Origin of the sequence: Streptomyces sp. NPDC090127, assembly GCF_044746945.1 — a bacterium.
In the GTDB taxonomy this organism is placed as follows: Bacteria; Actinomycetota; Actinomycetes; order Streptomycetales; family Streptomycetaceae; genus Streptomyces.
Genome location: NZ_JBIVDE010000003.1, coordinates 105616 through 130006, shown reverse-complemented (window position 1 = coordinate 130006; position 24391 = coordinate 105616). Strand labels below are relative to the sequence as shown.

Sequence of the window (24391 nt, the reverse complement as noted above, 5' to 3'; positions counted from 1 at the left end):
TGCGCCGCTGGACTTCCTCGGTCCGAGCCATGGCCGTTACCGAGGTGTTTGCCCCAGTCTACGAAGCCCTGCCCCTCACCCCGCCCGGCGGCCCTCCCGATCGGACGCCGGCCAGACGTAGGGCAGGTCGTCCGGTACGTCGGGGAAGTGGGGGCGGTAGTACGCGGGGTCCTTGCGCAGGAGCGCCGACTGGTGGCTCCGGTGGAAAGCGGACTCGCCGAGCCAGGGCGGCAGCTCACCGGCCGCCGCGAGCCCGCTCTGCCCGCGCACCTCGGCCGACGGACGCCAGGCACGATAGTCGGCCATGAGGGTGACGGCGCAGGTGTCGACCCGGCCCTCGGCGGTCCAGACGCCGCAGACGTCCAGGCCGTACCGCACCAGGGCCTCCTCGTACCCGGCCCACATCCGCACCGCGGGATGCCGGCGCCACCCGTACGTCGGCACGGTCAGCCCCCGGAACACCTGAAGCGCCTCGACACGCTGCTTGCCCAGTCGCCTCGGGTCCAGGACGGCCGCGGAGCCGGAGAAGTTCTCGTACGGGAGAAATGTCTGCATGTGTGCTCTTGTCCCCGCGGCAGGGCGCCGGCTCACCTGGGCGCCACCCGAGCGGGAGGTCGGCCCGCTATGGGCGCGGTCGGCGATGACGTCGCGGCGGCCGAGCCAGGAGTGGCTGCCGTCGCTGCCCTCCGTACACGTCGGACATGCGGACCGGGTCGGCCGTCGGCGCGGACCGGGTCGGCCGTCGGCGCGGACCGGGTCGGCCGTCGGCGCGGACCGGGGCGGCCGCCGGTGCTCGGAGGTGCGCAGGTTCCCTCTGCGGCAGCACCGGGCCACCCCGGCTGCAGGTCTCATACCCCGCCTTCCAAGCAGCCAGTGGTCCACACCCGTGAGGATGGTGTGACCGCTTCGCGCACGCGGACAGGCGGTGGCCCGACCGCCCTCGGTTTGAGGGGATCAGGCCACCGCCTGCACAGCGATATGAGTGATTCTGTGCCTTCGGCTACCAGCGGTACCAGCGTCCGCTACTGCCCTTCGGGCGGGCGACGAAGCCGATCAGCCACAGCACCAGGACCGCGATGGCGACCCACCACAGGACCTTCACCGCGAAACCGGCGCCGAAGAGAATCAGAGCGAGCAGAAGAACGAGAAGCAGGGGAACCATAGTTATCAACCTCCGCAGCACCGTGTGCCCCGACTTCATTCGGCCATGCGTGCGAAATTTACGGGTTTCTTATCTCCGTGGGCGGGCAGCCTTCCACGTCCTTCTCTGTCGACCGGGTACGCGGTTCCAGTCGTCCGTGCTGGAGCGTCGGCACGCGGCTGGAGAAGAGGTCGATGAAATGCGGCGACCGGGGTACCGGAGTTCGGACAGCTGCCTGCTCACCGAAGGAGAACCATCATGGCGTCCTCGTTGCTCGAAGCGGTCGACATCAAGGCACCGGTCTCGGTGTGCTGGTCGCTCTGGGCGGATGTCGAGCGCTGGCCGTCGTTCCTCAGCCACGTCAAGCACGTCGACCGGATCGACGCGACGACGTTCGCCTGGCAGGTGTCCCTGCCGGGAGCGGACAAGGAATTCGTGGCCGAGCTGACCGAGGTGGTCGTCGAGGACCGCATCGCGTGGCGGACCACCGACGGAGTCCACCACGCGGGAGTGGTGACCTTCCACCGACTCAGCGCCGTCGAAAGCCGGGTGACCTTGCAGGTCGAGTACGAACCCAGCGGTTTCGTCGAGCACCTGGGGGCGCTGACGAACCTCGACGCGACGCTGACCAACTACGACCTCGGCGAGTTCCAGAAGATGGCCGAGCACGCGTTCGCGGGCGGCGAAGTCACCCCGTGACGTGGGGCTCGGTCACCCCGTGACGTGGAACTCGTTCCCGGCGGTGTCGACGAACTCGCCCGGCTCCCAGTCGGGGTGGGTGACCTCCAGGCGCAGTCTGTTCCGCGCCCCCTTCGGCGCCGCCGGTGGTCCCATCACCAGCGAGACCGTACTGGCAGGGGCCCGGCGCAGCCGGACACCCCAGTCGTGAGACTCGACCGCGTGCCAGGCGGCTTCGGACTCCCAGAAGGCCCACTGTGCGTACCGGTCCGGCTCCGCGACGTCGAGGCAGATCGCGACGAGGCCGGCGTCTGCCAGTACGCCGGGGTGACCGGGGCGCAGCACGCAGAACTCGTTGCCCTCCGGATCGGCCAGCACGTCCCAGGGGACGTCGCCCTGCCCGATGTCGACCCGCGTCGCGCCGAGGCTGAGCAAGCGCGCCACTTCGGCCTCCCACTCCGGTCCGCCGGCCAGGTCGAGATGGAGTCGGTTCTTCTGCGCCGACTTCGGCTTCGTCGTCGGTACGAAGCGGAGTCGCAGCTCTCCGGTCCGGCCCCGCGTCGCGCTCGACCAGAAGCGCTCCATGCCGGCGACGTCCAGCGCGTCGATCACGATCCCGGTCAGCATCCCATTCCCCCCCAAGCCCAGCCCGCCACCTGCTCGTCATGGTCGCCCCCACCGCCAACCACACGGCCAAGTGACGAATCCTGTCACGGCGGTTCGTTGAGTGAAGAGGACTTTTCCACCAGTGGTCGGGCGGTCTACCGGATCTGTTCATCCACCGTCGGTCGGCAACCAGCAGCCGTGCAGGCCGAGGGGGACCCGGACCGGGACGCGGGCGCGCGCCACCGGCCCCGAGGCCGGGTCCTCGGCGGGGATCACCAGGAACCAGCTCGTCCCGTCCCTACGATCGGTGGCGAAGGTCAGCCAGTAGCCGTGCTCCTCGGACTCGCGGCCCGGTTCGGGGGCGAACACCGGTTCGCCGACGGACAGGTCCCCCGCGGACCAGACGCGCGCGGTACCGGTCTCGGTGTCGAACCAGCGGACGGCGTCGTACTCTCCCGTCAGCAGGTCCTCGCGGCCGGTCCCGGTCGCCAGCGCCGTGTGACGGTGCCGCCGGCCGATGCGCCGGTCGTCGACGCGGGGGAACTCGACCCGGGCGTCGTCCAGCAGGGTACGGGCCATGCTGCCGGCCACCGGATCGATCCGCGCACGCACCAGACCACCACTCACCGGGCCCGCCGACTCCTCCGGGGCGCCGCCGACGGTCAGCCGGCTCCACTGCACGTAGTCGAGGACCACGGGAGCGTCCTCGCCGGGACCGTCGTCGTAGGCGTTCACCGTGTGCCAGAGCCAGAAGGCCTCGTCGGCCGCCCAGCGCGGTGCCCCGCCGTCGCGGGGGATCAGCGCCACCCGGGTGCCGTGCTCCGGCCGCCAGGCGAGGAACGAGCCGCCTGCCATGGCCGCGCCGAGGTCGAAGAAGGCCGGGGCCAGGACGAGGACGGCGTAGCGGTCGGTCAGGGCCATGTCGTGGATCATCATCGGCGCGTCGACGCCGTCGACAGGCGTGGGACCGCGGCTGACGGTTCCGTCGGGAGCCAGCACCGACCAGGTCAGATACGGCGGCTCGAGGCCGTAGCAGAAGACGACCATCTCTCCCGTGACCGGGTCGATCTTGGGGTGCGCGGTGATGCCGGCGGGAAGTGCGCCGTCGAAGTCCTCGCGGCCGACGGTCGCCAGGGTCCCGTCGATGCGGAAGGGGCAGGCCGACTCGGCGAGGGCGAGCATCCGGCCGCCGTGTCGCCCGACGTTGATGTCCGGGAGTTCCCGGAACGTGCCCGCGAGTTCCGGTCCGACCTGGTCGGCGTCCGGCGTGATCATCGAGGCGAGCCCTCCCCAGAGGGCCCGGCCGGCCCGCTCCTCCGCCTCCAGCGCGGGGGTCCGGACGAAGCGGTTGCGGTAGCGGGCGCGCCCCTCGGACAGCCGGACGCCGTGCAGCATGCCGTCGCCGTCGATGGGATAGAGGTACGAGCCGATCGGAGTGAATCGGGGATTCGGCCCGTTGCGCAGGTACAGGCCGTCCAGGTCGGCCGGGATCTCGCCGGTCACCTCCAGGTCGACGACGTCGACCTCCTCGGTCACCGGGGCGAACGAGCCGAGCAGGTGGGGCACCCGGGTCGGGTCGAAGCGGGGTGTCGTGTGCGTGCTCACCAGACCTCCCGGCGTGCGCCCGGCGGGGCCGGCGGATCGGTCCCCCGCGGCACGCGTGTGCGGCACTTCCAGTGAAACGCGCTCGGGACCGTACCGCCAGCCGCGGAGCACGCGGGCCCGGCGCCCAGGCCGCGTACCGCCGACGAGTCCACTGCAGGCCGCAGGGCCGAGATCTCGCCGGCGTCGGTGGTTCGAGGCGCCACGCCCGCATACGATGGGGAGACGACCGGGTGAAGGGGGGAGACGGTGCTGACCGAGGGCTTTGCCCCGCAAGGGTTTCCGGACGGCGGTCCGTTGTCCACGCAGGAAGCCTTTCAGATCTTCGGGAAGAGCCGGTACGACGCCTTCCTTCACGGATACGTCAGCACGGGCGGCGTGACGGCTTGGCCCGAGCCCGGCAGGACGACCCGGTACCGATATGGCGGTGCCACCGGGCCGACGCACGCGTACAACGTGGACCGTGAAGCCGGCGTCGCGCGGCTGGCCGGCGCGGCGGACAGCGACCTCGTGCGCAAGCTCCGGCGTGACCCCTGGACGCGGATCGTCGCCATGCACCATCTGCATTGGCACTGGACGGCCGCAGAAGGCACGGTCGAGATATCCCGCCCGTCACAGGAGCCGGGCGATGAGATCGGGCAGGAGCTCCTGGCCAGCGGCCTGATCGGGCGCCCTGGGCGGTGGGACAAGACGCGAGACGGCCTGTACCAGCACGCTGTCGAGGACCAGATCGTGGTGATCCGCCTGACCATCCTGGATGTCTACGGCGAGAGGCTCCCGGAGTCCGAGCACTGGGACGAGGTGCCGACGTACTGGTGAGCGCGGTCGCGGCCCACGAAACCGCGACCATCGCACCCGGACATACCCGGGCCCGTGAGGGTCAGTCGCCCTTGGCCTCTTCGGCGTTGCGCCAGATCCGCAGGTCGATGGTGACGTAGGAGCCGGGTTCGTTCTTGCCCGACTTGCCGCGGTAGGTGGCCACCGCGACATGGCCCGCGTCACTGAGCACGCAGATCTCCGAGCCGCTGCTGAGCTGGGCGAGGTCGACCTTCTCGGTGTAACGCGTCACCGCGCGGCAGGTCTCCAGGGAGCCCTCCTGCGTGTTGTTCAGCACGACGAGCTTTCCGTTGGCCGTGCCGAGCTTCGCCTCTTCGAGGAAGCCGATGACGCTGTAGTAGAGGTCTCCGTTGCCGTACGCCACGTCCTCGCGCTCGGCCGGGCGTGGCGGGTTGTCGGCGAGCATGAGTTCGTACCCCTCCGTCAGGTCGACGCCCGTGTACGAGACGGGCTTCGTGTCCGCTTTCGCCTTGCCCCCGTCAGAGCTGCCACCGTTGCTCCGGCTGGTGCTGGTGCTGGTGCTGGTGCTGGGGGAGGGGGAGCCGCTCGCCTTGTCCTTGGGGTCCCCGTCCGGGAGCAGGGAACTGATGACTCCGAGGAGGACGACCGCTCCCACGACCGCAGCGGTCACGATCAGTCCGGTCCGCTTCGGCTTCGGGCTCGCCGGGGGCGCGTAGGGCGGGTAGGGGGCCGGATGCGGCATGTGGCGGCCCGGGGCGGGCGTGGAGTACGCCGGATGGCCGGGGGCCGGGGTGGGGTAGCCCGACCCAGGGGACGGGTGCCCGGGCTGGGGCACCGGACCGGGCATTCCCGGCGCACTTTGAGTCGGCGCGGAGGGCATGCCGAAGCCGGTCGGCGCGTGGGGGTCCACCGCTCCCGGCGCCGAGTTGGGCGGGGAAACCTCGGTCGGCGTCGGTGTGACGGCGGGCCGCGGCGGCGGGGTTCGCGCTGGTTCGGGCAGTCGCAGTCGCTCGGTGATCGATCCGGCGACCTTCTGCGGCAGCCAGTCCTCGCCCTGGCGCAGCGCGGCGGGAGACAGTTCGTGGCACAGCTCGATGATCTCGGCCGGACTGGGCCTGCCGGCTGGGTCGCGGCTGAGGCAACGGGTCACCAGAGGCAGCAGATCCGCCGGCAGCCTGCTGAGGTCAGGGTCCTCGTGGACGATCCGGTAGAGCACCGCGTGCGAGGACCCGTCGCCGTAGACGGGAGAGCCGATCGCCGCGAAGGCCGCGATCTGTCCCAGGGCGAAGACGTCGGTGGCGGCGGTGACCGTACCCGCCGACGCCTGTTCGGGCGCCATGAACGCCGGGGTTCCCACGCTGACGCCGGCGCCGGTCAGCGCGGTGGCGTCGGCGGCGCGGGCGATGCCGAAGTCGATCACGCGAGGCCCGTCGGACGCCAGGAGCACGTTGGCGGGCTTCAGATCGCGGTGGACGATGCCCGCGCCGTGGATCACGTGCAGCGCTTCGGCGACTCCCACGGCCAGCAACAGCACGCTGCGCAGGGGCAGTCCACCGTGCTCGGCCACGGCGTGCGCGAGGGAGGGCCCCGGGACGTAGGCGGTGGCGAGCCAGGGCTGAACGCCGTCGGTGTCGAAGTCGATGACCGGCGCTGTGTACAGACCCTGCACCCGCTGCGCGGCCTGGACCTCCTGGCGGAACCGCCGCCGGAATTCGGGGTCCTCACTGAACTCGGGCCGGATCACCTTGAGCGCGAGGGGTCTCCCGCCCGGCGTGTAGGAGAGGTACACCTTGCCCATGCCCCCCGTGCCGAGCACGGCCGCCAGTCGGTAACCGCCCACGACAGCCGGGTCGCCCTCTTGGAGCGGCCTGAAGAGATCGGCGGAAGGTGTGCTGTTCATGATGACTCATCCCCTGTGTACGGCAGTTCGGCCCCCTGTCGAAGCCGCGAAGCCGCGAAGGGGGAGCGTACCGATTCTCGCCGCACCCCTTCGCCACGTCGCGCAACGGTTCCACTACGGATCTGCTTGTGGACCGTATGCGTTCGGGGCGTCGAACCATCCGGGGACCCGGTAGGGGAGGATGCATGTATGGCTATCAATCAGAATCCCGTCGGCATAGAGGACTCCGAGGGACCCGTCGCTTCTGAGCCCCCCGCCGGCGCTCCAGCATCGGACGCGGAGCTCGCGCCTCGCTGCAACACGGTGGGACCCGACAGCTGGGACCTTCTTCTGCAGGGCAACTTCTTCTGCTCGCTGCCACGCGGCCACGAGGGCTTGCACTACGAGGAGGGCGCACCCCGCAAGTGGTGGGACAACGAGTAGGCAGGTGCCCCGCCAGGCGAAAGAGCTCCCGGCGAGAAGACGGTCCCTTTGGCGCGTCGGCGCCATCCACGCCGGTGTGGAGCGCGCCGGGCAGGCCCCGGCAGTGCCCCTACCCGGTGGCCTGCCGCTCCTGAGCCCGGGGACGCCGACGGTAGTCCGGGCCGATGCGGGGTGAGCTGAGCTGGATCGTGCAGGTGACGCGTGATTGGCGAGGCCGGGGTGCTGGTCGCCGACCACGTGGGGCGGTCGTCGCGCTTCACGACGAGCCACTGGTCTGCGGGCCCTCGCGGCCCTCCCGGATCAGCCTGTGTGCCCGCGCCGGGAGAGCACAGCGGCCTGCCTCAGATCCGCGCGCTCTGTGTCGAGCCGTGCGTGCGCCGCGCGCACGCCGGAAATCAGCTGGGGGGACACGTTCTTCTCCTACGCACCTGACGGCGTCCTTCCGACGACGACCCAGCCCTTCGCGACTGTCGTGACCAAGAACTACCCCGGGGACGAGGCATCGCGTCTGGACCGGCCGGACACCTTCCGCCTGAACATCGCCGCCGGGAAGGAGGCGTTCATCCGGTGGACCGGTCACGCACCGCGAGAACCGGCCCCCGTCGACGTCGACCCCAGCACCACCGACACCGTGATCGCGCACCCCGTCTACGGCAGCGTCGGCTGGCTCGCCGTGGTGAACCCGGGCGAGCGCACCGAAGCGTCAACACGCGAGCTGCTGCAGGCGGCCTATCACCTCGCACGCTCGCGCCATGAGCGACGCGCTGAACCCACGGACTGACGCGGGGCACCAGCTAGCTGCCCGACGCCGGGACGCCGGGACGCCGGGGGATCGGGGCGGCTCGGTCGAAGCCGTGGGAAGGGGCAGGCGTGCCGGTGATAGACCTTGTTGGCGATGCGCCAGTTGTCGTCGACGAGGATCAGAAGGAACAGGTCGGTGAAGGTGTCCGGACCGTGCGCGAGCGTCATCGTCGCTGTTGCTACGGTGCCCGTGACGTCGACCGCATCGATACGCCGGGACCGGGCGGATTCGTCGGGCGCCGGCCGCCCGCTGAAGAGATCGCAGTAGTCGTCCAGGTTCCATGAGACGAGCGCCCCCGCCCTGAGGCCTTCGATTCGGGCGGTGGGCATGAAGGCGTCGCGGAAGTGCTGGGGGTCGCCGGTGGCGTGGCCGCGCATGTAGGAGCGTAGGGGTGCCAGGACGGCGTCCGGCGCGGCCGGGGCGGTGGCGAGAGCGGCAACGTCCGCATCGCCATCGCCCTCGCTGTCGCGGGTGCCGGCCAGAGAGCGAGCGCTACGCAGAGGAGCACCTGAAGCAGCCGCCAGAAGGGCCATGTCCTTGGCGAGTGCGTCGACACTGAACTGCGCCGGAGCGTCGACCGGTTCCCTGAGGAGGTACGGGCGTTTGCGGGCGACGAGCCCGCCGAGCTGGCCGCGTTCGAGCACGGCCAGGGCCTGCTGACGTGACAGGCCGAGGGCGTCGGCCTGGCGCAGCGAGTCGCCGAGCGCCGCCAGGGCACCGGCGAGGCTGTGGTTGGCGACCAGTTTGAGTGCGGCGGCGGTGCGAGCCTGGCCGACCGGCAGCACGGTTCCCAGTGTTTCCAGGACCGGCCGTACCTGGTCGAGCCCCTCCCCGTCCGCAGCGGCGAGGATCTGCAGGGCGCCGGCCGCCGCGGCCGGCACGGAGCCGAGAACAGGCGCCTGGATGTAGGACGCGCCGAATCGCCGGGCCAGCTCCGAGGCTTCGCTGACGGCGATGGTGCTGGTGTTCAGCACCACCGTGCCGGGCCGCAACGATCCCGCAATGGTCTCCAGGACGTCCCGGCAGGCTGCGCCGTCGAACAGCGACAGCAGGACGACGTCCGCTGCCGCCACGGCATCGCTCGGGTTCCGGGCCACTGTGAGGCCCGTCGGAGTACGTCCTGCCCTGGTCCAGCCCACGACGCTCCAGCCCTGGGACGCCAGCCGTCCTGCCATCGCGCCGCCCATACGTCCCAAGCCGAGGACGGCGATCGTCTGCCCTGTGGTCATACGGATGAGCCTGGTACACCCAGCGGCATGCGACAAGCGCAGATATCGCAGAGGTGCTCTGCTGAACTCGCATACGTACGAGGCATACTGACGCCATGGACCTCGCTGTGTGGCGGACTTTCGTGGCTGTGTGCCGGCTCGGTTCGCTGTCGGCTGTAGCCGCCGAGAACCACCACACGCAGTCGGCGGTCTCACGCCAGATCGCGGGGCTGGAGCGACAGCTCGGGGTACGCCTGATGGAACGTCACGCGCGGGGCGTACGGCTGACACCGGCCGGAGAGGTATTTCACCGCCACGCCCTGGCCACAATCAACGAGGCCGACCGCGCCGTGCGCGCCGCCCAGGACGCGGGGGCCGGGGCCGTCGACCGAGCCCTCGTCATCGGTGCGACGCCCTCGTTCGCGGCGGGGATCGTTCCCGAAGCAGTACGTGCCCTGCTGACGCAGGTCGGTCCGCTGCGCTGGAGCCTGCTCCCGGGTCTCAGTGCCGACCTGCACGTGCGCGTGGCCGAGGGCCACCTCGACCTCGCCGTCGTGACCGACGCGCCGCCCGGGCTACCGACCGACGCACGGGTGGAGCGCCGCCTCCTCGGGTTGGACGAGATGGTCGTGGTCCTGCCCACCGACCACCCTCACGTAGGGCGCGGCCCGGTGCACATCACCGCCCTGGCCGACCAGATGTGGGTGGAGGACAACGACGGATCGGCAGCGCTCCTGCGCCACCATGCCGCCCGCGCGGGCGTCGACGCCCGCATCGGACTCTCGGCGGTCGACCTGCCGGGCAAACTGGCCCTGGTCGCCACCGGCCACGCCATCGCACTCGTCCCTGGCGTCCTGAGGCGTGCGCTGAGGGCGGACGTCGCCGCGATAGACCTGGTCGATCCTCCCAGGCGGGGCATATACACGGTCACGCCGCGACGCGCGGTCCACCCGCGTACAGGACCCCTGTTGGAACACCTCGCCGCGGTCTTCGCGTCGGTCCGCTCCAGCCGGCCGGCGCACTCGGGCGACACGGCGGACGGCCTTCATGGCGTTCCGGAAGGGCACAACACGACGCATCCCTGAGGCGGCCCGCCAAACAGCCGCCTGAAGGTCACCGACGCCCAACCGGTCCGGGAGGTCGGGAAACGGTAAGGCACTGCCCGGGGGAATCCAGGCGCGCCGACCCTGGTAGAACACTGACCTGTGGGTGTCCAGGAGCGCGAACGCAAGATGTATCGGCCGCTGCGGCGGGCCGGCCTCGAGGTGATCCAGAACGCGGTGCCGGACGGCACGATGCCGTTCGTCTTCGGGTACCGCCCGGAGGACATCGGCGGACGCGTCTCTCACCGGTACGAGACCCACAGCTTGTCCAGCGTCTCAATGAGGACTGGTACGACCTGGCCGTTTCCTCCGGTCTTCTCGACCAGCGGCGCGAGTTCCTGGTCATGCTCCCGGAAGGCACCCGTACGCACGGCGCCTTCTTGCGGGACATGCACGCGGGCCGCCGTGCCGCACCGAGCGCCTGGAGGGACAGTCCTTACTCCGACCGCGAGTTGCAGGAGCGGGTCGCCCTCTGGCTCGCGGCCCGCGCACCACGTGCTGCCAACCGTTCAGACCGATGACCACGCGGCCCGGGAGACCGAGGCATAAGCCCTTTCATCCGGGGCATTCGACGTCCTGCTTGACTCTGCCGGGGCCGTTGACCCTGGCGTCGGAATGCCAGGGAGACAGTCACCCCCTCGCGGTGCGGCCGGGTCGTACCGCGAGGAGGGGTATGAGGGGAGAGGTACGACCATGATCCTTCCGGCGGAGAAGGAGCTGCGCGAGGTGCTGGCCCGGTTCGCTCAGGCGCGCATCGAACATGACGTGCGCCCAACCGGGTCCACCAGCATGGCCCTTGAAGACACCGCGTACACCCTGTGCGTGATGACCGGGGAACGCACCGTCGAGCGTGCTCTCCTCGCGGCGGACGCGCTGCTCGAGCAGTACGCCGGTCGGGCGGGCGTCGTCCAGGCGGACGCGACGCTGGCGGCGTAGACGGCGCCTCCCGACGACCGGACCACGCCGTGGCCCGTGGCGGCTCCTCAGAGGCTGCGGGCCTTGACGATCTGGGCGGCCGTGTAGTCGCGGGTGTTGGTGTAGCGGTCCTTCGGGTCCGAGGAGTACGTCCACGGGGCGCAGCCGATGTACCCGTCGATCTCGCGGTACTGCTCCAGCGCCTCTTCGTAGCGGTCCTGCCAGAACAGCATCCAGGCCAGCATGTGCCGCACCATCAGGATCCGTCCGTCGCGCGGGTCCATGAGTGCGGTCGCCGCCGCGACGTCGGCCAGCGCGGCGTCGGTCGCCGCGACGACCTCCGGACGGGAGTAGAAGGACTGCGGGTCGATGTCGCTCTCGTGGGTCTCCTCCTCGAAGTACGCCTCCAGCGGCAGGAGCGTCAGCAGCCGGCCCTCGCCGCCCCTGGCCGCCGCGCGGCGGGCGAATTCGTGCATCGCCTCGTGGGAGCCGCGCCACTTCGCGCACCAGTACTGAAGGGCGTTGGTGTGCGCCGTCAGGTGGTACGGGTCGCGCTTCTCGATCTCGGCCCAGAGCTCTTCGACGTACTCGTGCGGCAGCCCGAGGCCCATCGCCAGCGGCAGCTCGCCGATGAAGGGCGAGGGGTCGTCGCCCGCGAGTTCCTGCGCCTTCGCGAATGCTGCCCGCGCCTGCGCCAGCACGCGGTGGAAGCCGTCGAACTGCTCGCTGCTGGTCGCCTTGGCGCGGAGGTTGCCGCGGATCTCCCAGGCCACATAGACGAGCGCGGAGGCGTTCACCGCGTTCGCGGCCGGGTCCTGCGGCTGCTCGCGGAGCCACGCTCGCAGCCAGTCGTCGTCCTTGACGGCCAAGTCGGCGAGGAGGGTGATGCGCCGCGTCCGCTGGTGCCAGTCGCGGCCGGCCTCCTCGGCGAAGGCGGCGGCCGCCTTCCAGTCCCCGGCGGCGACGGCCGCCCGGACGGCCTTCCGTTCGGGCGTCTCGGGCGCGATCATCTCGACGTCGAGCCGGTCGGCGGGCACGAGCCCGAGCTTCGCCGCGGCCTTGGCGACGTCCCCGTTGGAGACGCGCCCGGCGGAGCCGTGGGCCCCGGTGGCCTTCTTGGCCTTGCGGGCCTTCAGCCAGAAGTAGATCGCCACCGCGATGACGATGAGCGGGATGAGACGAGGCACGAGCTTTCCTTCGTGGATCGGTGGTGGGGGGTCAAGGTTCGTGGGTCAAGGTTCGGGGCTCGGGGCTCGGGGTGAGCGCGGGAGTCGGAAGTCGACTCCGGCGCCGTGCGTGGCCGCACCGGCGTGCCCCGCCGTCGTCAGGCGGTCGGCGTTGCCGTCGGGGTCGGGCCGTCGTCTCGGTGGATGTCGGCGTCGGCGTCGGCGTTGCGGTCGGGGTCGGGCCGTCGCCCAGGCAGACGACCGGCGAGGGCGTTGCCGTCCGGGTCAGGGCGTCGCCTAGGCAGATGTCGGCGAGGGCGTTGCCGTCGGGGTCAGGCCGTCGCTTCGGCAGATGTCGGCGACGGCGTTGCCGTCCGGGTCAGGCCCTCGCCTCGGCAGCCGCCGGCGCGTCGGACGCGGCCGGCTCCGCGCCGACGGTCTCCGCCGCCGGTGTGGCCAGGAGCGAGCGGAGACCGCTCGTGTCCGACTCGTCCGCTACGGCCGCGTCCAAGGCCGCGTCCAAGGCGTCCGCGACGCCCGATGGGAGGTGGAGGCCGGCCGACTCGGCCCAGGACAGTTCCCAGCGAGCCCGGCCGTCCGCCAGGAAGGCGAGGACCACCAACCGGGACAGGCCCCGGCGCAGTACCGGTCGAGCGAACTCGCGAGCCGCGCGGCCGGTCGCGGACTCTGCCTGCTCGGAGCGGGGCAGGCGCTCGACGATCCGCCGAACGGTTCCCGCGTCGATCGCGTCGAGCAGCGCGTCCAGCGTGCCGCTACCGGTCACGTCGGCCGTGGCCTGCCGCAGGGGTTCCGCGTCACGCGCGAAGTGTGCCGTCATCGAGGTGTGGACCAGCTCCGACCACTGCAGGCGCCGCATCCGCGACGCTTCGGGCGTCAGGGTGGCGTCCTCCACGGCGGCGAGCGCCCGGTCCACGTCGGCGAGCAGCGCGAAGGCCGGGGCTGCCCGCTCCGCGGCGCGGCCGTCGTCCGGGAGCGCCTCGATGCGGGCGACGCGCTCGGCGGTCGGCGGATGCGAGTCGTAGGCCGACGCCGGTTCCGCCGGCGGCTCGCGCCGCAGCCCGTCCAACTCGTCGGGGCGCGCGGCCAGCAGGTGCCGTACGCCACCGAAGACCTCGCCCCGCGGCGGGAGCAGGCCGTGCTCGGCGCCCATCGTCGCGTAGGCGTTCATGTAAAAGCCGAACGCCGCGTCAAGGGCGGGGATCTCGCGCAGCGCCGACGCCGTCGCGTCGCGTCCCGCGATCCGGGCGGAGGCGAGGTCGGCGGCGAGCTCCTGACGGCGCGAGCCGGCGAAGGTGGCGCGCATGTAGAAGCGGGCGTACGCCGTGTAGATCTTCGCCATCGTGCGGTAGGTGATCCCCGCGCCGCCGGTGTCGATCTCCTTGTCCTGCTTTCCCTTCGCCAGTCGCTTCTTCTGCTTGGCCTCCTGCTTCGCCCGCTCCTTGGCCTCCTTGCCGCCCGCCTTCTCCTCGAAGTGCGCGATGGTGCGGACGACCTGGACGCGGCCGCGCTCGGTCATCCCGGCCAGCCGCGTGTCGGCGTTGCTGTAGTGGCCGAGCTCGTGGGCGAGTACGGCCCGCAGTTGCGCCTCGTCGAGGCCGGCCATCAAGGGCAGCCCGAGGTAGAGCCGACGACGACCGCCGAGCAGGCCGAGGAGGCGGGCATCCTCGCTGACCGCCGCGTTCACGTCGGCCGTCAGCCGGATCTCGTCGGGGGCGCGTGTGCCGACCTGCTCGGCGAGTTCGCGGACGGCGGCCCACAGACGGGGCTCGTCGGTCTCGGCCACGAGGACGCCCGCGGGTTCGTCGTCGCGCCCGGTCCGCAGGAGGAACATGCCTCGGACGATGGGGACGGCCAGCACGGCGCTGACGATCCAGAGCTTGAGGTAGACACTCGCGGGCGCCCAGAGCCAGGAGAGCACGTCGACGAGGCCGAGCAGAGCGAGCATGACGACGCCGAGCAGGTAGAAGCCGGCGAGCAACAGGAAGGCGCGCAGGGCACGCAGAGAAGCGCCCATCGGGCAGAGTCCCCCCACGGAAACGGTAAAGAAGTGACGGTCGGTGAAGCTGTGGGGGGAAGCGGAGTATCGCTCATCCGTACGGCCGCAGTCCAACTGGTTCCCGCGGCCCCTGCCGCCTCGGGCCCCGCGGGACCATCGCACACTTCACGGACACCCCGTCTGCCTGGTCACGAACCTCACGCCCACTACCCTCGCTGGCTGGAAGTCCGGCGTCGCATCAACGAGCGCTGTTCACCGAACGCTGGCGTGACAGCGCCGGCTGAGCGGCGGACTCGGCCCGGCCACCGCGCGTTGAGCAGACCGGGCACCCACGTAATGCTCTGCTCACCGGCGTGGGCCGCGCCCGCCCGACGTAGACCTGTGTTGTCTCGGCGGGTGCGGCCCCCGGGGGTGCCGGTGGTGGATCAGGAGTGGCTCCAGATGAGGCCGCCCTTTTCCTTGGTGCTGCTGCCCTTTACCGTGACCGCCCACATCTGGATGGGCCGCCCTTCAGGTTCGATGTTGCCGCTGACCCAGCCGGTGCAGTAAGGGGCGTCTTTGCCGCGGGTTGAGGCGATGCGGTCGACGGTGCCGTTCCGGTCGATGTCGAGCCAGGCCTCGATCCCCCACCCGTCGGCCGTGGTGTCGCAGGCGCGGATCGCGTCGCCGGGTATTCCGTTGTACGGGTCGGCGTTCCACTCGGCGTAGCCGCCCTCCGTGACGGCGCGTTGAGGGGCTGCTGTGGCGGTGCCCTGTGCGGCGAACACGAGAGCAGCGGTGGTGGCGGCCACGGCAACGAGGCGGCCACGGGTCAGCTGGAGCATGGATCTCCCATGGGAGTGAAGGGAGTGACCAATGGTGATCAACTCCTGTGGAGTGAAGATAAGCATGTCGAAGCCGGTTTTGCTGAGGGGGTGGACCTACCGGATTGAACACCGCCGCGGCCGTCGACGCGGCGGCGAGCGTGGCACCGCCGGCCATCAGGACCGCTGCGCTGACGGCTGCGACTCCTCAGGTGGACATACTCACCAGAGCTCCATGGTCGACGAATGGCTCACTGGCAGGGTGCTGGCCGCACCATGACGGCGCGTCACAGGCCAGGGCGAGGAAGCGCTTGGCCAGAAGCGTCGGCTCCTGTGGCTCGCATAGGCTGGCCAGTCTCATCCGACGCACCGCGACGAGGATCACCCGATGCACAACAGCACTAGGATCCGCCTGATCGAGCCCACCGACGCCGCCTCGATCGCCGCGCATCGGGTGCGGGACTTGGAGGCTTTCCGGCCGTGGGAACCGGCCCAGCCGGCCGACTTCTTCACCCCGGAGGGCCAGGAGGAGCGGATCGAGAAGCTGCTGGCCGGCTACCGGGCCGGCACGGTCTGGCCGGGCGTGGTACTCGCCGACGGCCAGGTGATCGGGCAGATAACCGTCGGAGGCATCCTGTCGCAACCGCACCTGCGCCGCGGTTCCGTCGGATACTGGATCGCCAGCGTCGCCCAGAATCAAGGGCACGCCGGCCACGCCCTCGGGCTTGTACTCCAGTTGATGACGGACGAACTCGGATTGCACCGCGCCGAGGCGTCCACGAATCTGCAGAACCTGCCGTCGCAACGGGTCCTGCGCCGTCACGGGTTCAGCCCCTACGGGGTCGCGCACTCCTCGATCTTCCTCGACGGGAGCTGGCAGGACGGGCTGCTGTGGGAGCGCATCCTCAGTGACTGACGGGCCGTCGCAACGGCAATGTGAAGTGGCTCGACGTCGATAGGCACGTCGGTTTCACCGCCCAGGACGGCGGTCTGTCCGGACGTCTTCGCGTACTGCTCCAGCATGTCCGTCAACCGGCACCGAGAACTGGTCGAGGGCGAGACGGTGGTCGGCTTCGGAAGACCGCCATCCTGTCAGTCGACCCCAGCGCCAGATCCCGGTGCTCCGGGAGGACCACGACCGGCTGGTCGCTGACGCGGCACGGCTGGACTCGGAGGACCTGCTGTCGGAGACGGGCCTCGAACGGTTCGTCATCGGCTGAACCCGAACGCACCGCCTTCCCTCGACGGCGGTGCTCACGGTCCTCTGTCATCCGGCACCACGGGCCCACGCGCCGAACGGCCCGCACCGTCAACCGGTGCGGGCCGTTCACCACCCAAGAGCCCGCCGGAAGGGGGGATGTCCGGCAGACCCTGTATATCCAGAGCGGTCCCACGCGCTCACCACGCGCATGCCCCCGATCCCACGACCCACACCCATTCGCCCGACCGAACGCCCGGACAGCCCGGGCCTGCCAGGGGCCGACGCAGGGGACCGAGCCGTCCCACGCCCGGAGTTCAGCGGCGACGGTCTTGCCTCGATCCGGAAGCCGGCGGGCAGCTGGACGGTCGCCTCGACGGATGCGTGGCGCGTGAGTCTGCCTGGCGCGTCAAAGCTGGCTGCCTACACGCGCGGGGATCCGGCAGGTCCAGCAGCGTGGGATGGCAGCGGTGTGGAGAGGAGGCGCGTGCGGTACTGTGCGGGAAGCGTCGCGTGCCGGTGGCAGACCGTGTCAGGCATGGAGGCGCCGGATCGAAGGAGGCCGACGATGTACTCGTCGTACCCTTCGCTCTCGCGTGACTGAGCGCGAGACGACCAGGCTTGTCGCCTGGAGCCAAGAACTCCGTCGGGTGCACCAGCGCCTACGAGAAGCATTGTCCGTGACCCGTGCCTCCCTTGCCGACGGCACTCCCGGTATTGCGGCCACCCGCGAACTGCTGCTGTACTGCCACGGCTTCTGCACGGCTCTCGACGCCCACCACCAGGGCGAGGACCGCACCCTTTTCCCAGCCATCGCGGCTGCGTACCCCGAACTGCGCCCGGTGCTGCGCTCGCTCGAGCAGGATCATTCGATGATCGCCCATCTGCTCGGCAGCCTCCGTGCCGCCGTCGAGCGGGCCGCGCCGCCCGAGGAGCTCGACCAGCATCTCGAAGGCATCGCCGCGATCATGGAGAGCCACTTCCGTTACGAGGAACGGCAGTTGCTCACCGTGCTCGAAACCCTTGAGCCGGCAGCCGTACCGGGCGAGGTGCTCGGACCGCTCTGACCCCGACACCCCATCTCCCGGCCCTTCGTGTCGGCGTCACCGGGCGTCGCGCCGCCGACGCGCGCGCTCGAACTCGGCGACGTCCGACATCCAGGGACCGTACTGCTCGAGTGCGGCGCAGCCGCCGCGGAAGAAGGCGCTCACCAGCTTCCGGTACCCGCCGATCCCGTCGACCAGGCTGTAGTCGACCCGGCCGGCCCCTGTCCCACGGGATCCGCCGAAAGAGCGGGTCGACGTCCGCGGGCGCGGCGAGGAGAATCGGGTCGAGGAGCGCGACGGCAGCGTTCTCGTCGAGCCGGCCCCGGGTTCCCGCGGCGTCGCAGAGCGGAAGGGCCGCACTCCACAGCAGCAGATGCCGAGCCAGGTCTTCGCGGATCACCGCATGATGGGCTTCACTGATCGAGAACGTGAACGTGCGAGGCTCGTGGTTGGCGTCGGCCCCGGCACCGAGCATCAGTTTCAGCTCGCCGTCCTCGCGGATCACGTTCGGGATCCAGCCGCTGGTGCGCGTGAAAACGATCTCTTTCACGAACTCAGCCTTTCCCCGAACGGCACCGGCCGGCGCCACGGTGATGTCGCCGTCCCACCCCGCACCGTCTGTTCACGACCACCGTGCGAACTCGACGTCGAGGCGTGTGTCGGTACGCACCCAGACCTCGCCCCCAGCGGCCTCGGGCGGGGCGTCGACCCGTTCGACACCGAGGAACTCGATCAACTTGAGCAGTTCGGCCCGTTCCGCCCGGTCCTCGTCGACACCATGCGCGTCGAAGAAGACGTAGTACTGGTCGCTCGGATCCACGCAGCCCGAATCTGCCCAGATCCGACCGACTTCTTCGATCGCCGCTGCTTCCGTCGTGATCGTGGCGGCGCGGGCGGCACCGCGAGTCTCCGGGGACGCGTCGAGGTCGGCGACGTCGGAGAACCACTGGCCGAAGCGATCGAGCCCGGCATATCCGTTCTCGAAGAACAGCATCGCGCTCGGAAGGTAGCGGTTGCCCCTGTCGACCTGAAGGTATTCCGACCGAGGTTGGCCTGCCACCTTGATCCGGGAGATCACACCTTGCCCAGGCATGAGTACCAGACTCTGCCCCGAGGACTCATCGGCGATGGTGTAGATCTCGGACTCCCGATCACGGAAGAACGCAGAGAACGCCACATAGGCTTCTTGGGGGTCGCCCACGGAGACCTGTTGGTCGTTGCCGTCACCGACAGCGAAGACGAACTGTCTCGGTCCGGGGTTGTAAGGGCGAGCCATACGCGTCCTTCGTTCACGTGTGCGGTTGCTCCACCAGCGTAGCGGCGGTGGCAGCCTCCACGCGGTTGCGTACGCCGAGCCTGTGGGAGAGCCCCCTCCACGCCCTGGGACCAGGGTCTTGGAGTTCATTGTCCGTCCGGGCTGCCGAGCGGGGTGGTGAGCCGTGGCCGCCAGCCCCTGTCTGTCAGGACTACCAGCTGGAGTGCCGCCGCACGGGTGCGCAGTGGCAGCAGTCTGCCGACCGCAGCGTGGACACGGGCGGCTGTCTGGTCGTCAGCGCCCATGGCGACCGTGACATGCGCGGCAGGCCGCGCACCGTAGCGGCCCCTGTACGGGGTCAACTCCGGCCACCGAACACGGAAGGCATCAACGACCGGTTGTAGCTCCGGAACGGCCACTCCGACGAAACCGGCCGCCGTCACAACCTCCCGCAACAACAGATCAACTGCCGGAAACCCCGCAGCCAGGCACCGCACTCCGGTCTCGTCTTGACCCGTAAGCGCCGATTCCGGCACGAACGGATAGACCAGCGAAACATGCGCCGGCACCCCATCACGCACCAGGGCCGGCTCGATCCGCCACGCCGCGTCGAGAAGCGCGGCGGCATCGGGAAGCAGAATGACGACGGCAGTGGTCCCTGGCTCTGGCACCGCGTCATCATCGCAGCACAGATAGGCAACCCGACACGCCAGGCTGGGACTGCGAGCCAGAGCGCGTTTCGAGCCGACGTGGTCGATCAGGGCCAGGGCCTGCCGGTTGTTTCAGGCCGGCATGCGGGTCCCTGCGCCGCCGACCCTGATCCGCTGGTCGCCCGCCCGCAGTTCCACCGTCAGGATGCCGGGGCGCCCCATGTCCTCCCCCTGGTGCAGGGTGAGAACCGTCGCCTCGGGGACGAGTCCGAGCTCACGGGCGTACGCGCCGAAGGCTGCGGCCGCCGCCCCGGTCGCGGGGTCCTCCACCACGCCGCCGACCGGGAACGGGTCGCGGACGTGGAAGACGTCCGCAGAGGCGCGCCAGACCAACTGCACCGTCGTCAGGTCGAGCCGGTGCATCAGGGCCTCCAGGCGGGCGAAGTCGTACGCCAGGCGGGCCAGGCGCTCTCGGGTCGCGGCGGCCAGGACCAGGTGGCGGGCGCCCGCGAAAGCGATACGGGGAGGCAGGGCGGGATCGAGGTCGCCAGCCGGCCAGTCGAGCGCGGCGAGCGCCTCGGCCACGTCCTCGGCCGCGACCTCCTCGATGTGCGGCTCGACGCTCGTCAGCGTGGCCCGCAGTGCCCCGCCCTCGCTCGTCACGGTGACCGGCACCGTCCCGGCCTGCGTGGTGAACACCAGCTCGCCGGGGCCGAGGCGCTCGCCGAGGGCCACGGCTGTCGCGACGGTGGCGTGACCGCAGAAGGGCACCTCCGCCTTGGGACTGAAGTAGCGGATGGTGTACGCGCGCCCGGCGTCCGACGCGCCGGAGTCCGCGCCGTCAGACGGCACCGTCAGAAACGCGCTCTCGCTGTAGCCGAGTTCGGCGGCGATCGTCAGCATCTCCTCATCGCTGAGGCCCGTGGCGTCAAGAACGATTCCGGCGGGATTGCCTCCCTCGGGATCGTCTGAGAAGGCGGTGTAACGGAGGACCTCGGGCATTTCCCGTACGGAGTTCATGACGGGGGAACGGCGTCTAGCCCCAAGGTGGTTCCCGGGTACAGGAACCGTCTCGGAACTCCGTGCCCGGACACGACTACACACGGGCGCCGGCGGCGGATGCCGCCCCGGAGACGTCACGCAGGCCGAGCCGCAGGTGCTCGACGTGGAAGAGGGCCTGCTCCAGAAGCTCGGCGACGTGGTTGTCGTAGAGCGCGTAGACGATGGAACGTCCGTGGCGCTCGCCGGTGACCAGCCCGAGGTTGCGCAGCAGCCGGAGCTGATGCGAGCACGCGGACGCCTCCATGCCCACCGCCTCGGCGAGGTCTCCGACCGAGCAGGGGCCCTCCTGGAGGCGGGCCAGGATGTACAGGCGGGACGGGGTGGCGAGGGCTTGGAGGGTCGCGGCGACGTCGGAGGCTCCCGCCGCGTCCAGGCGTTCGCGCGGGGTGGCGTCGTTCTTGCCGTCAGCTCCGTGACCCATGGCCCCCATCCTACCGATGACACATGAAGACCTCTTCAGATGTTCCTGTACGGTGGAGATGTCGCCGCCCCCCGCCCGTGAAGGGTCGCTTTGTCATGCCTTCTGCCCTCGTCCAGCGCCCCGATCGGGCCACCGCGGCCCCTTCGCCAGCGGTGCCGCGCCGCCGTACACGTGTCTTCGCCCTGGCCGAGGCCCGCTGGGCCGCTGCCGCGCTCGTGCTGTTCCTGATCGCGCTGCCGCTCCAGCTGGCCGGCGCTCCCGCCTGGGCGTGGGGCCCGCTCTACGCGCTCGCCTGTGTCACGGGCGGCTGGGAGCCGGCGTGGGCGGGCGTCCAGGCGCTGCGCGAGAAGACGCTGGACGTGGACCTGCTGATGATCGTGGCCGCGATCGGCGCTGCCTCGATCGGGCAGGTGATGGACGGGGCGCTGCTCATCGTCATCTTCGCCACCTCCGGCGCCCTGGAGGCGCTGGCCACCGCGCGCACCCAGGACGCGGTCCGCGGCCTCCTCGACCTGGCCCCCGCCACGGCCGCCCGGCTGTCCGACGACGGGAGCGAGGCGACCGTTGCCACCGAGGACCTGGTGGTGGGGGACATCATCCTGATCCGGCCCGGCGAACGGGTCGGCGCCGACGGCCGGGTACTGGAGGGGGTCAGCGATGTCGACCAGGCCACCATCACCGGCGAGCCGCTACCCGTGCCGAAGGAGACGGGAGACGAGGTCTTCGCCGGCACGCTCAACGGCACCGGCACTCTGCGGGTACGGGTCGAACGCGACGCCGCCGACTCCGCCGTCGCCCGGATCGTCGCCATGGTCGAGGAAGCCTCCGCGACCAAGGCGCCGACCCAGCTGTTCATCGAGAAGATCGAGCAGCGGTACAGCCTCGGCATGGTCGTGGCGACCCTGGCCGTCTTCCTGATTCCGCTCGCCTACGGCGACGACCTCACCGGCGCCCTGCTGCGCGCGATGACCTTCATGATCGTCGCCTCGCCCTGTGCGGTCGTCCTCGCGACGATGCCGCCTCTGCTTTCGGCCATGGCCAACGCCGGACGTCACGGCGTACTGGTGAAGTCCTCCGTCGTCATGGAACGCCTCGGCCAGGTCGACAGGGTCGCCCTCGACAAGACCGGCACCCTCACCGAAGGCACACCCCGCCTCACCGACATCCGCCCCCTGCCCGGATCGGGCCTGGACCAGGACGCGTTGCTGGCGCTCGCCGCCGGAGCCGAGCGTCCCAGCGAGCACCCCCTGGCCCGCGCCGTCGTCGACGCCGCCCGCACCCGCCGCCTCGCCATCCCGGCGATGGGAGACTTCACCTCCGCACCGGGCATCGGCGTCACCGCCACCGTCGACGGCCACATCGTCGCGGTCGGCGCCCCTGCTCGGCTCCTGGGCGACACCGAACCCGCCTCCGCCCAGGCCTCCGTCATCGCACGGGGCCTGGAGAACGAGGGCCGCACCGCGGTCCTGGTCCAGCGGGACGGCGTAGCCGTCGGCGTCCTGGGCATCGCCGACCGCCTGCGCCCCGACGCCGTCACCACCGTCGCCGCTCTCACCACCCTGACCGGCGCTACGCCGATCCTGCTGACCGGCGACAACCCGCGCGCCGCTGCCCGGTTGGCCGAAGAGGTCGGCATCAGCGACGTACGTGCCGGTCTGCTGCCTCAGGACAAGGTCGCCGCCGTACGGGAACAGGAGAAGGCCGGCCGCAAGGTGCTGGTCATCGGCGACGGTGTCAACGACGCCCCGGCGCTGGCCGCCGCACACACCGGCGTCGCCATGGGGCGGGCCGGTTCCGCCCTGGCCCTGGAGACGGCCGACGCCGTCATCGTCCGCGACGAACTCGGCACCGTCCCCGCTGTCGTGAACCTGTCTCGGACAGCCCGCCACCTGGTGGTGCAGAACCTGGTGATCGCCGGAGTGTTCATCTCCGGCCTCGTCATCTGGGACCTCGCCGGGACCCTGCCCCTCCCGCTCGGCGTCCTCGGCCACGAAGGCTCCACCGTCATCGTCGGTCTCAACGGTCTGCGTCTGCTGCGCGACGCCGCCTGGAACCGCGCCGCCCAGGACGCACGGTGAGCCGCCGCGGCAAGAAGGCCGCCTCTGCCCCTGCGGCCGCGCGGCCCACCGTCACCGTCTGCCGCGGCTGCTGCTGTGGAACCGCCGCCAAACGAAGAGGGCCGGGCCGGACGGTGCCGTGGCTGCGACCACCGTCCGACCCGGAGTATGCGGGGCTGGGTGTTCAGGCCGCCTGTTCGTGCTCGCAGGCGGCCTCGATGCCGTACGTCTCCCAGGTGGGGAAGTCGTCGTCGGAGGGAACGGCCTCGCCCGGAACCAGCAGGCAGGCGTTCAGCGCGGCGCGCAGGGCGTCGACGCGCAGGCCGGTGCCGATGAAGACCAGTTCCTGGCCCTGGGTGGTGTCAGGGCCGCGTGCGCCGGACGGTTCGAACCGGGCGACGGCGCCGGCCTGAGACCACAGGCCCGTCACGCGAGGCCGGCTGGCGAGCCAGAAGAAGCCCTTGGAGCGGAGGACGCGCCCGAATGTCCCACTGTCGAGGCCCTTGGTGACGAATGCCCACAGCCGCCCGGGGTGGAAGGGCAGATCGGAGCGGAACACGAGCGAGGAGATGCCGTACTCCTCGGTCTCCGGCACGTGGTCGCCGTTGAGCTCCTTCACCCAGCCCGGCGCCTGCTGGGCCTTCTCCACGTCGAACAGGCTGGTGCCCAGGATGCGTTCGAGGAGGACCTGCCCGCGGACGGCCGGTACGATCCGCGACTCCGGATTGAGCCGGGAGAGGGTGGCGCGGAGCCGGCGCGACTCTTCCGGGCCGACCAGGTCGAGCTTGTTGAGGACGATGACGTCCGCGAACTCGACCTGGTCGATGAGGAGATCGCTGACGGTGCGCTCATCGTCCTCGTACTGATCGAGGCCGCGCGCGACGAGTTCGTCGCCGTCGCCGAGCTCGGCGAGGAAGTTCGCGGCGTCCACGACGGTCACCATCGTGTCCAGGCGGGCCAGGTCGCCGAGGGTGGCGCCGTCGTCGCGCGGGAAGGAGAAGGTGGCGGCGACGGGCATGGGTTCGGAGATGCCGCTGGACTCGATGAGCAGGTAGTCGAAGCGTCCCTCGCGGGCGAGCCGGTCGACTTCTTCGAGGAGGTCGTCGCGCAGGGTGCAGCAGATGCACCCGTTGGTCATCTCGACCAGCCGCTCCTCGGTACGGGACAGGGCCGCCTCGCCGCCGCGCACGAGCGCCGCGTCGATGTTGACCTCGCTCATGTCGTTGACGATGACCGCGACCCGCAGCCCTTCACGGTTGCCGAGCACATGGTTGAGCAGCGTGGTCTTCCCGGCCCCGAGAAACCCGGAGAGAACCGTGACCGGCAGGCGGTCGGTGGACGTCATCAGCGCTCAGCCCTCGGGGTGGATGAGGCCGCGCTCGTACGCCTTCACCAGGCGCTGCGGGACCTGGTGGACGACGCCGTCGACGGTGACCGGCACCAGCTGGGGCGTGGTCGCCTTCCACTGGGCGCGACGGTGACGGGTGTTGCTGCGGGACATCTTCCGCTTGGGGACGGCCATCGTGAGACTCCTTGGTCC

The 24391-nt window shown here is 70.7% G+C and carries 26 protein-coding genes and 1 pseudogene; 9 read left to right on the top strand and 18 right to left on the bottom strand.

What is annotated here, in order from left to right:
* Positions 1 to 75 precede the first annotated feature (75 nt).
* Entirely contained in the window at positions 76 to 555 is a 480-nt protein-coding gene (locus ACIPPS_RS11695; protein ID WP_401429860.1) for an MSMEG_6728 family protein, read from the bottom strand.
* A gap of 445 nt (positions 556 to 1000) precedes the next feature.
* Complete coding sequence (locus ACIPPS_RS11690) at positions 1001 to 1162, bottom strand: hydrophobic protein (protein WP_401429858.1); 162 nt, start codon at positions 1160 to 1162, stop codon at positions 1001 to 1003.
* Between the two features lie 237 nt (positions 1163 to 1399).
* Between ACIPPS_RS11690 and ACIPPS_RS11685 the strand changes: the two genes are divergently transcribed.
* Positions 1400 to 1840 (top strand): SRPBCC family protein, encoded by a 441-nt coding sequence (locus ACIPPS_RS11685; RefSeq protein WP_401429856.1) that lies wholly within the window; start codon positions 1400 to 1402, stop codon positions 1838 to 1840.
* Positions 1841 to 1852: 12 nt separating this feature from the next.
* Here the strand turns inward: ACIPPS_RS11685 and ACIPPS_RS11680 are convergent, their stop codons facing one another.
* Positions 1853 to 2446 (bottom strand): VOC family protein, encoded by a 594-nt coding sequence (locus ACIPPS_RS11680; RefSeq protein ID WP_401429854.1) that lies wholly within the window; start codon positions 2444 to 2446, stop codon positions 1853 to 1855.
* Positions 2447 to 2593: 147 nt separating this feature from the next.
* Positions 2594 to 4030 (bottom strand): carotenoid oxygenase family protein, encoded by a 1437-nt coding sequence (locus tag ACIPPS_RS11675; RefSeq protein WP_401429852.1) that lies wholly within the window; start codon positions 4028 to 4030, stop codon positions 2594 to 2596.
* A 246-nt stretch (positions 4031 to 4276) separates the two neighbouring features.
* Here ACIPPS_RS11675 and ACIPPS_RS11670 point away from each other — a divergent pair, with 246 nt between their 5' ends.
* Positions 4277 to 4846 carry a hypothetical protein gene (locus ACIPPS_RS11670; RefSeq protein ID WP_401429850.1) on the top strand — a complete coding sequence of 190 codons (570 nt, stop codon included), beginning with the start codon at positions 4277 to 4279 and terminating at the stop codon, positions 4844 to 4846.
* Between the two features lie 61 nt (positions 4847 to 4907).
* Here ACIPPS_RS11670 and ACIPPS_RS11665 read toward each other — a convergent pair whose 3' ends face one another.
* Positions 4908 to 6725 (bottom strand): protein kinase, encoded by a 1818-nt coding sequence (locus ACIPPS_RS11665; protein WP_401429848.1) that lies wholly within the window; start codon positions 6723 to 6725, stop codon positions 4908 to 4910.
* Between the two features lie 189 nt (positions 6726 to 6914).
* Here ACIPPS_RS11665 and ACIPPS_RS11660 point away from each other — a divergent pair, with 189 nt between their 5' ends.
* A complete protein-coding gene (locus ACIPPS_RS11660; RefSeq protein ID WP_401429846.1) occupies positions 6915 to 7148 on the top strand; it encodes a hypothetical protein in 234 nt (77 codons plus the stop codon).
* A gap of 358 nt (positions 7149 to 7506) precedes the next feature.
* Complete coding sequence (locus tag ACIPPS_RS11655) at positions 7507 to 7929, top strand: DUF6194 family protein (protein WP_401429844.1); 423 nt, start codon at positions 7507 to 7509, stop codon at positions 7927 to 7929.
* Here ACIPPS_RS11655 and ACIPPS_RS11650 read toward each other — a convergent pair.
* Positions 7881 to 9179 (bottom strand): nuclear transport factor 2 family protein, encoded by a 1299-nt coding sequence (locus tag ACIPPS_RS11650; RefSeq protein WP_401429842.1) that lies wholly within the window; start codon positions 9177 to 9179, stop codon positions 7881 to 7883. The genes ACIPPS_RS11655 and ACIPPS_RS11650 overlap by 49 nt on opposite strands.
* A 95-nt stretch (positions 9180 to 9274) precedes the next feature.
* On the opposite strand from ACIPPS_RS11650, the gene ACIPPS_RS11645 reads away from it, so the two are divergent.
* Positions 9275 to 10243 (top strand): LysR family transcriptional regulator, encoded by a 969-nt coding sequence (locus ACIPPS_RS11645; protein ID WP_401429840.1) that lies wholly within the window; start codon positions 9275 to 9277, stop codon positions 10241 to 10243.
* Positions 10244 to 10503: 260 nt separating this feature from the next.
* Here ACIPPS_RS11645 and ACIPPS_RS11640 read toward each other — a convergent pair whose 3' ends face one another.
* Positions 10504 to 10632: a hypothetical protein gene (locus tag ACIPPS_RS11640; protein WP_401429838.1), complete on the bottom strand. Its 129-nt coding sequence runs from the start codon at positions 10630 to 10632 to the stop codon at positions 10504 to 10506.
* 322 nt (positions 10633 to 10954) lie between these two features.
* Here ACIPPS_RS11640 and ACIPPS_RS11635 point away from each other — a divergent pair, with 322 nt between their 5' ends.
* On the top strand, positions 10955 to 11197 hold the full coding sequence (locus ACIPPS_RS11635) for a DUF5133 domain-containing protein (protein WP_401429836.1): 243 nt from the start codon (positions 10955 to 10957) through the stop codon (positions 11195 to 11197).
* 47 nt (positions 11198 to 11244) lie between these two features.
* On the opposite strand, the gene ACIPPS_RS11630 is transcribed toward ACIPPS_RS11635, so the two are convergent.
* The 3 genes from ACIPPS_RS11630 to ACIPPS_RS11620 all read right to left on the bottom strand — a co-directional run bounded on the left by ACIPPS_RS11630 (position 11245) and on the right by ACIPPS_RS11620 (position 15183).
* Positions 11245 to 12363 carry a hypothetical protein gene (locus tag ACIPPS_RS11630; protein WP_401429834.1) on the bottom strand — a complete coding sequence of 373 codons (1119 nt, stop codon included), beginning with the start codon at positions 12361 to 12363 and terminating at the stop codon, positions 11245 to 11247.
* Between the two features lie 358 nt (positions 12364 to 12721).
* Complete coding sequence (locus tag ACIPPS_RS11625) at positions 12722 to 14377, bottom strand: M48 family metallopeptidase (RefSeq protein WP_401429832.1); 1656 nt, start codon at positions 14375 to 14377, stop codon at positions 12722 to 12724.
* A 407-nt stretch (positions 14378 to 14784) separates the two neighbouring features.
* Complete coding sequence (locus tag ACIPPS_RS11620) at positions 14785 to 15183, bottom strand: hypothetical protein (protein ID WP_401429830.1); 399 nt, start codon at positions 15181 to 15183, stop codon at positions 14785 to 14787.
* Between the two features lie 367 nt (positions 15184 to 15550).
* Here ACIPPS_RS11620 and ACIPPS_RS11615 point away from each other — a divergent pair, with 367 nt between their 5' ends.
* The gene (locus tag ACIPPS_RS11615; RefSeq protein ID WP_401429828.1) at positions 15551 to 16078 is read left to right on the top strand and encodes a GNAT family N-acetyltransferase; all 528 of its coding nucleotides are present in this window, start codon (positions 15551 to 15553) and stop codon (positions 16076 to 16078) included.
* 878 nt (positions 16079 to 16956) lie between these two features.
* Positions 16957 to 17427, top strand: coding sequence for a hemerythrin domain-containing protein (locus ACIPPS_RS11610; RefSeq protein ID WP_401429826.1), 471 nt, complete (start codon positions 16957 to 16959; stop codon positions 17425 to 17427).
* A gap of 36 nt (positions 17428 to 17463) precedes the next feature.
* Here ACIPPS_RS11610 and ACIPPS_RS11605 read toward each other — a convergent pair whose 3' ends face one another.
* The 6 genes and pseudogenes from ACIPPS_RS11605 to ACIPPS_RS11580 form a co-directional block, all read right to left on the bottom strand.
* Complete coding sequence (locus tag ACIPPS_RS11605; RefSeq protein WP_401431354.1) at positions 17464 to 17574, bottom strand: DUF6357 family protein; 111 nt, start codon at positions 17572 to 17574, stop codon at positions 17464 to 17466.
* Between the two features lie 46 nt (positions 17575 to 17620).
* Positions 17621 to 17956: pseudogene (locus ACIPPS_RS11600) on the bottom strand (DUF6357 family protein); the annotation flags it as partial.
* A 72-nt stretch (positions 17957 to 18028) separates the two neighbouring features.
* A complete protein-coding gene (locus tag ACIPPS_RS11595) occupies positions 18029 to 18682 on the bottom strand; it encodes a DUF6357 family protein (protein ID WP_401429824.1) in 654 nt (217 codons plus the stop codon).
* A gap of 125 nt (positions 18683 to 18807) precedes the next feature.
* Complete coding sequence (locus ACIPPS_RS11590) at positions 18808 to 19332, bottom strand: 2'-5' RNA ligase family protein (RefSeq protein WP_401429822.1); 525 nt, start codon at positions 19330 to 19332, stop codon at positions 18808 to 18810.
* A 111-nt stretch (positions 19333 to 19443) separates the two neighbouring features.
* On the bottom strand, positions 19444 to 20331 hold the full coding sequence (locus ACIPPS_RS11585; protein WP_401429820.1) for a PhzF family phenazine biosynthesis protein: 888 nt from the start codon (positions 20329 to 20331) through the stop codon (positions 19444 to 19446).
* Between the two features lie 76 nt (positions 20332 to 20407).
* Positions 20408 to 20794, bottom strand: coding sequence for an ArsR/SmtB family transcription factor (locus ACIPPS_RS11580; RefSeq protein ID WP_401429818.1), 387 nt, complete (start codon positions 20792 to 20794; stop codon positions 20408 to 20410).
* Between the two features lie 95 nt (positions 20795 to 20889).
* Here ACIPPS_RS11580 and ACIPPS_RS11575 point away from each other — a divergent pair, with 95 nt between their 5' ends.
* Positions 20890 to 22872 carry a heavy metal translocating P-type ATPase gene (locus tag ACIPPS_RS11575; RefSeq protein WP_401429816.1) on the top strand — a complete coding sequence of 661 codons (1983 nt, stop codon included), beginning with the start codon at positions 20890 to 20892 and terminating at the stop codon, positions 22870 to 22872.
* Between the two features lie 163 nt (positions 22873 to 23035).
* Here the strand turns inward: ACIPPS_RS11575 and ACIPPS_RS11570 are convergent, their stop codons facing one another.
* Both ACIPPS_RS11570 and rpmF read right to left on the bottom strand, forming a co-directional pair.
* Positions 23036 to 24196: a GTP-binding protein gene (locus ACIPPS_RS11570; RefSeq protein ID WP_401429814.1), complete on the bottom strand. Its 1161-nt coding sequence runs from the start codon at positions 24194 to 24196 to the stop codon at positions 23036 to 23038.
* 6 nt (positions 24197 to 24202) lie between these two features.
* Positions 24203 to 24373 carry a 50S ribosomal protein L32 gene (rpmF, locus tag ACIPPS_RS11565; RefSeq protein ID WP_376197138.1) on the bottom strand — a complete coding sequence of 57 codons (171 nt, stop codon included), beginning with the start codon at positions 24371 to 24373 and terminating at the stop codon, positions 24203 to 24205.
* Positions 24374 to 24391 lie beyond the last annotated feature (18 nt).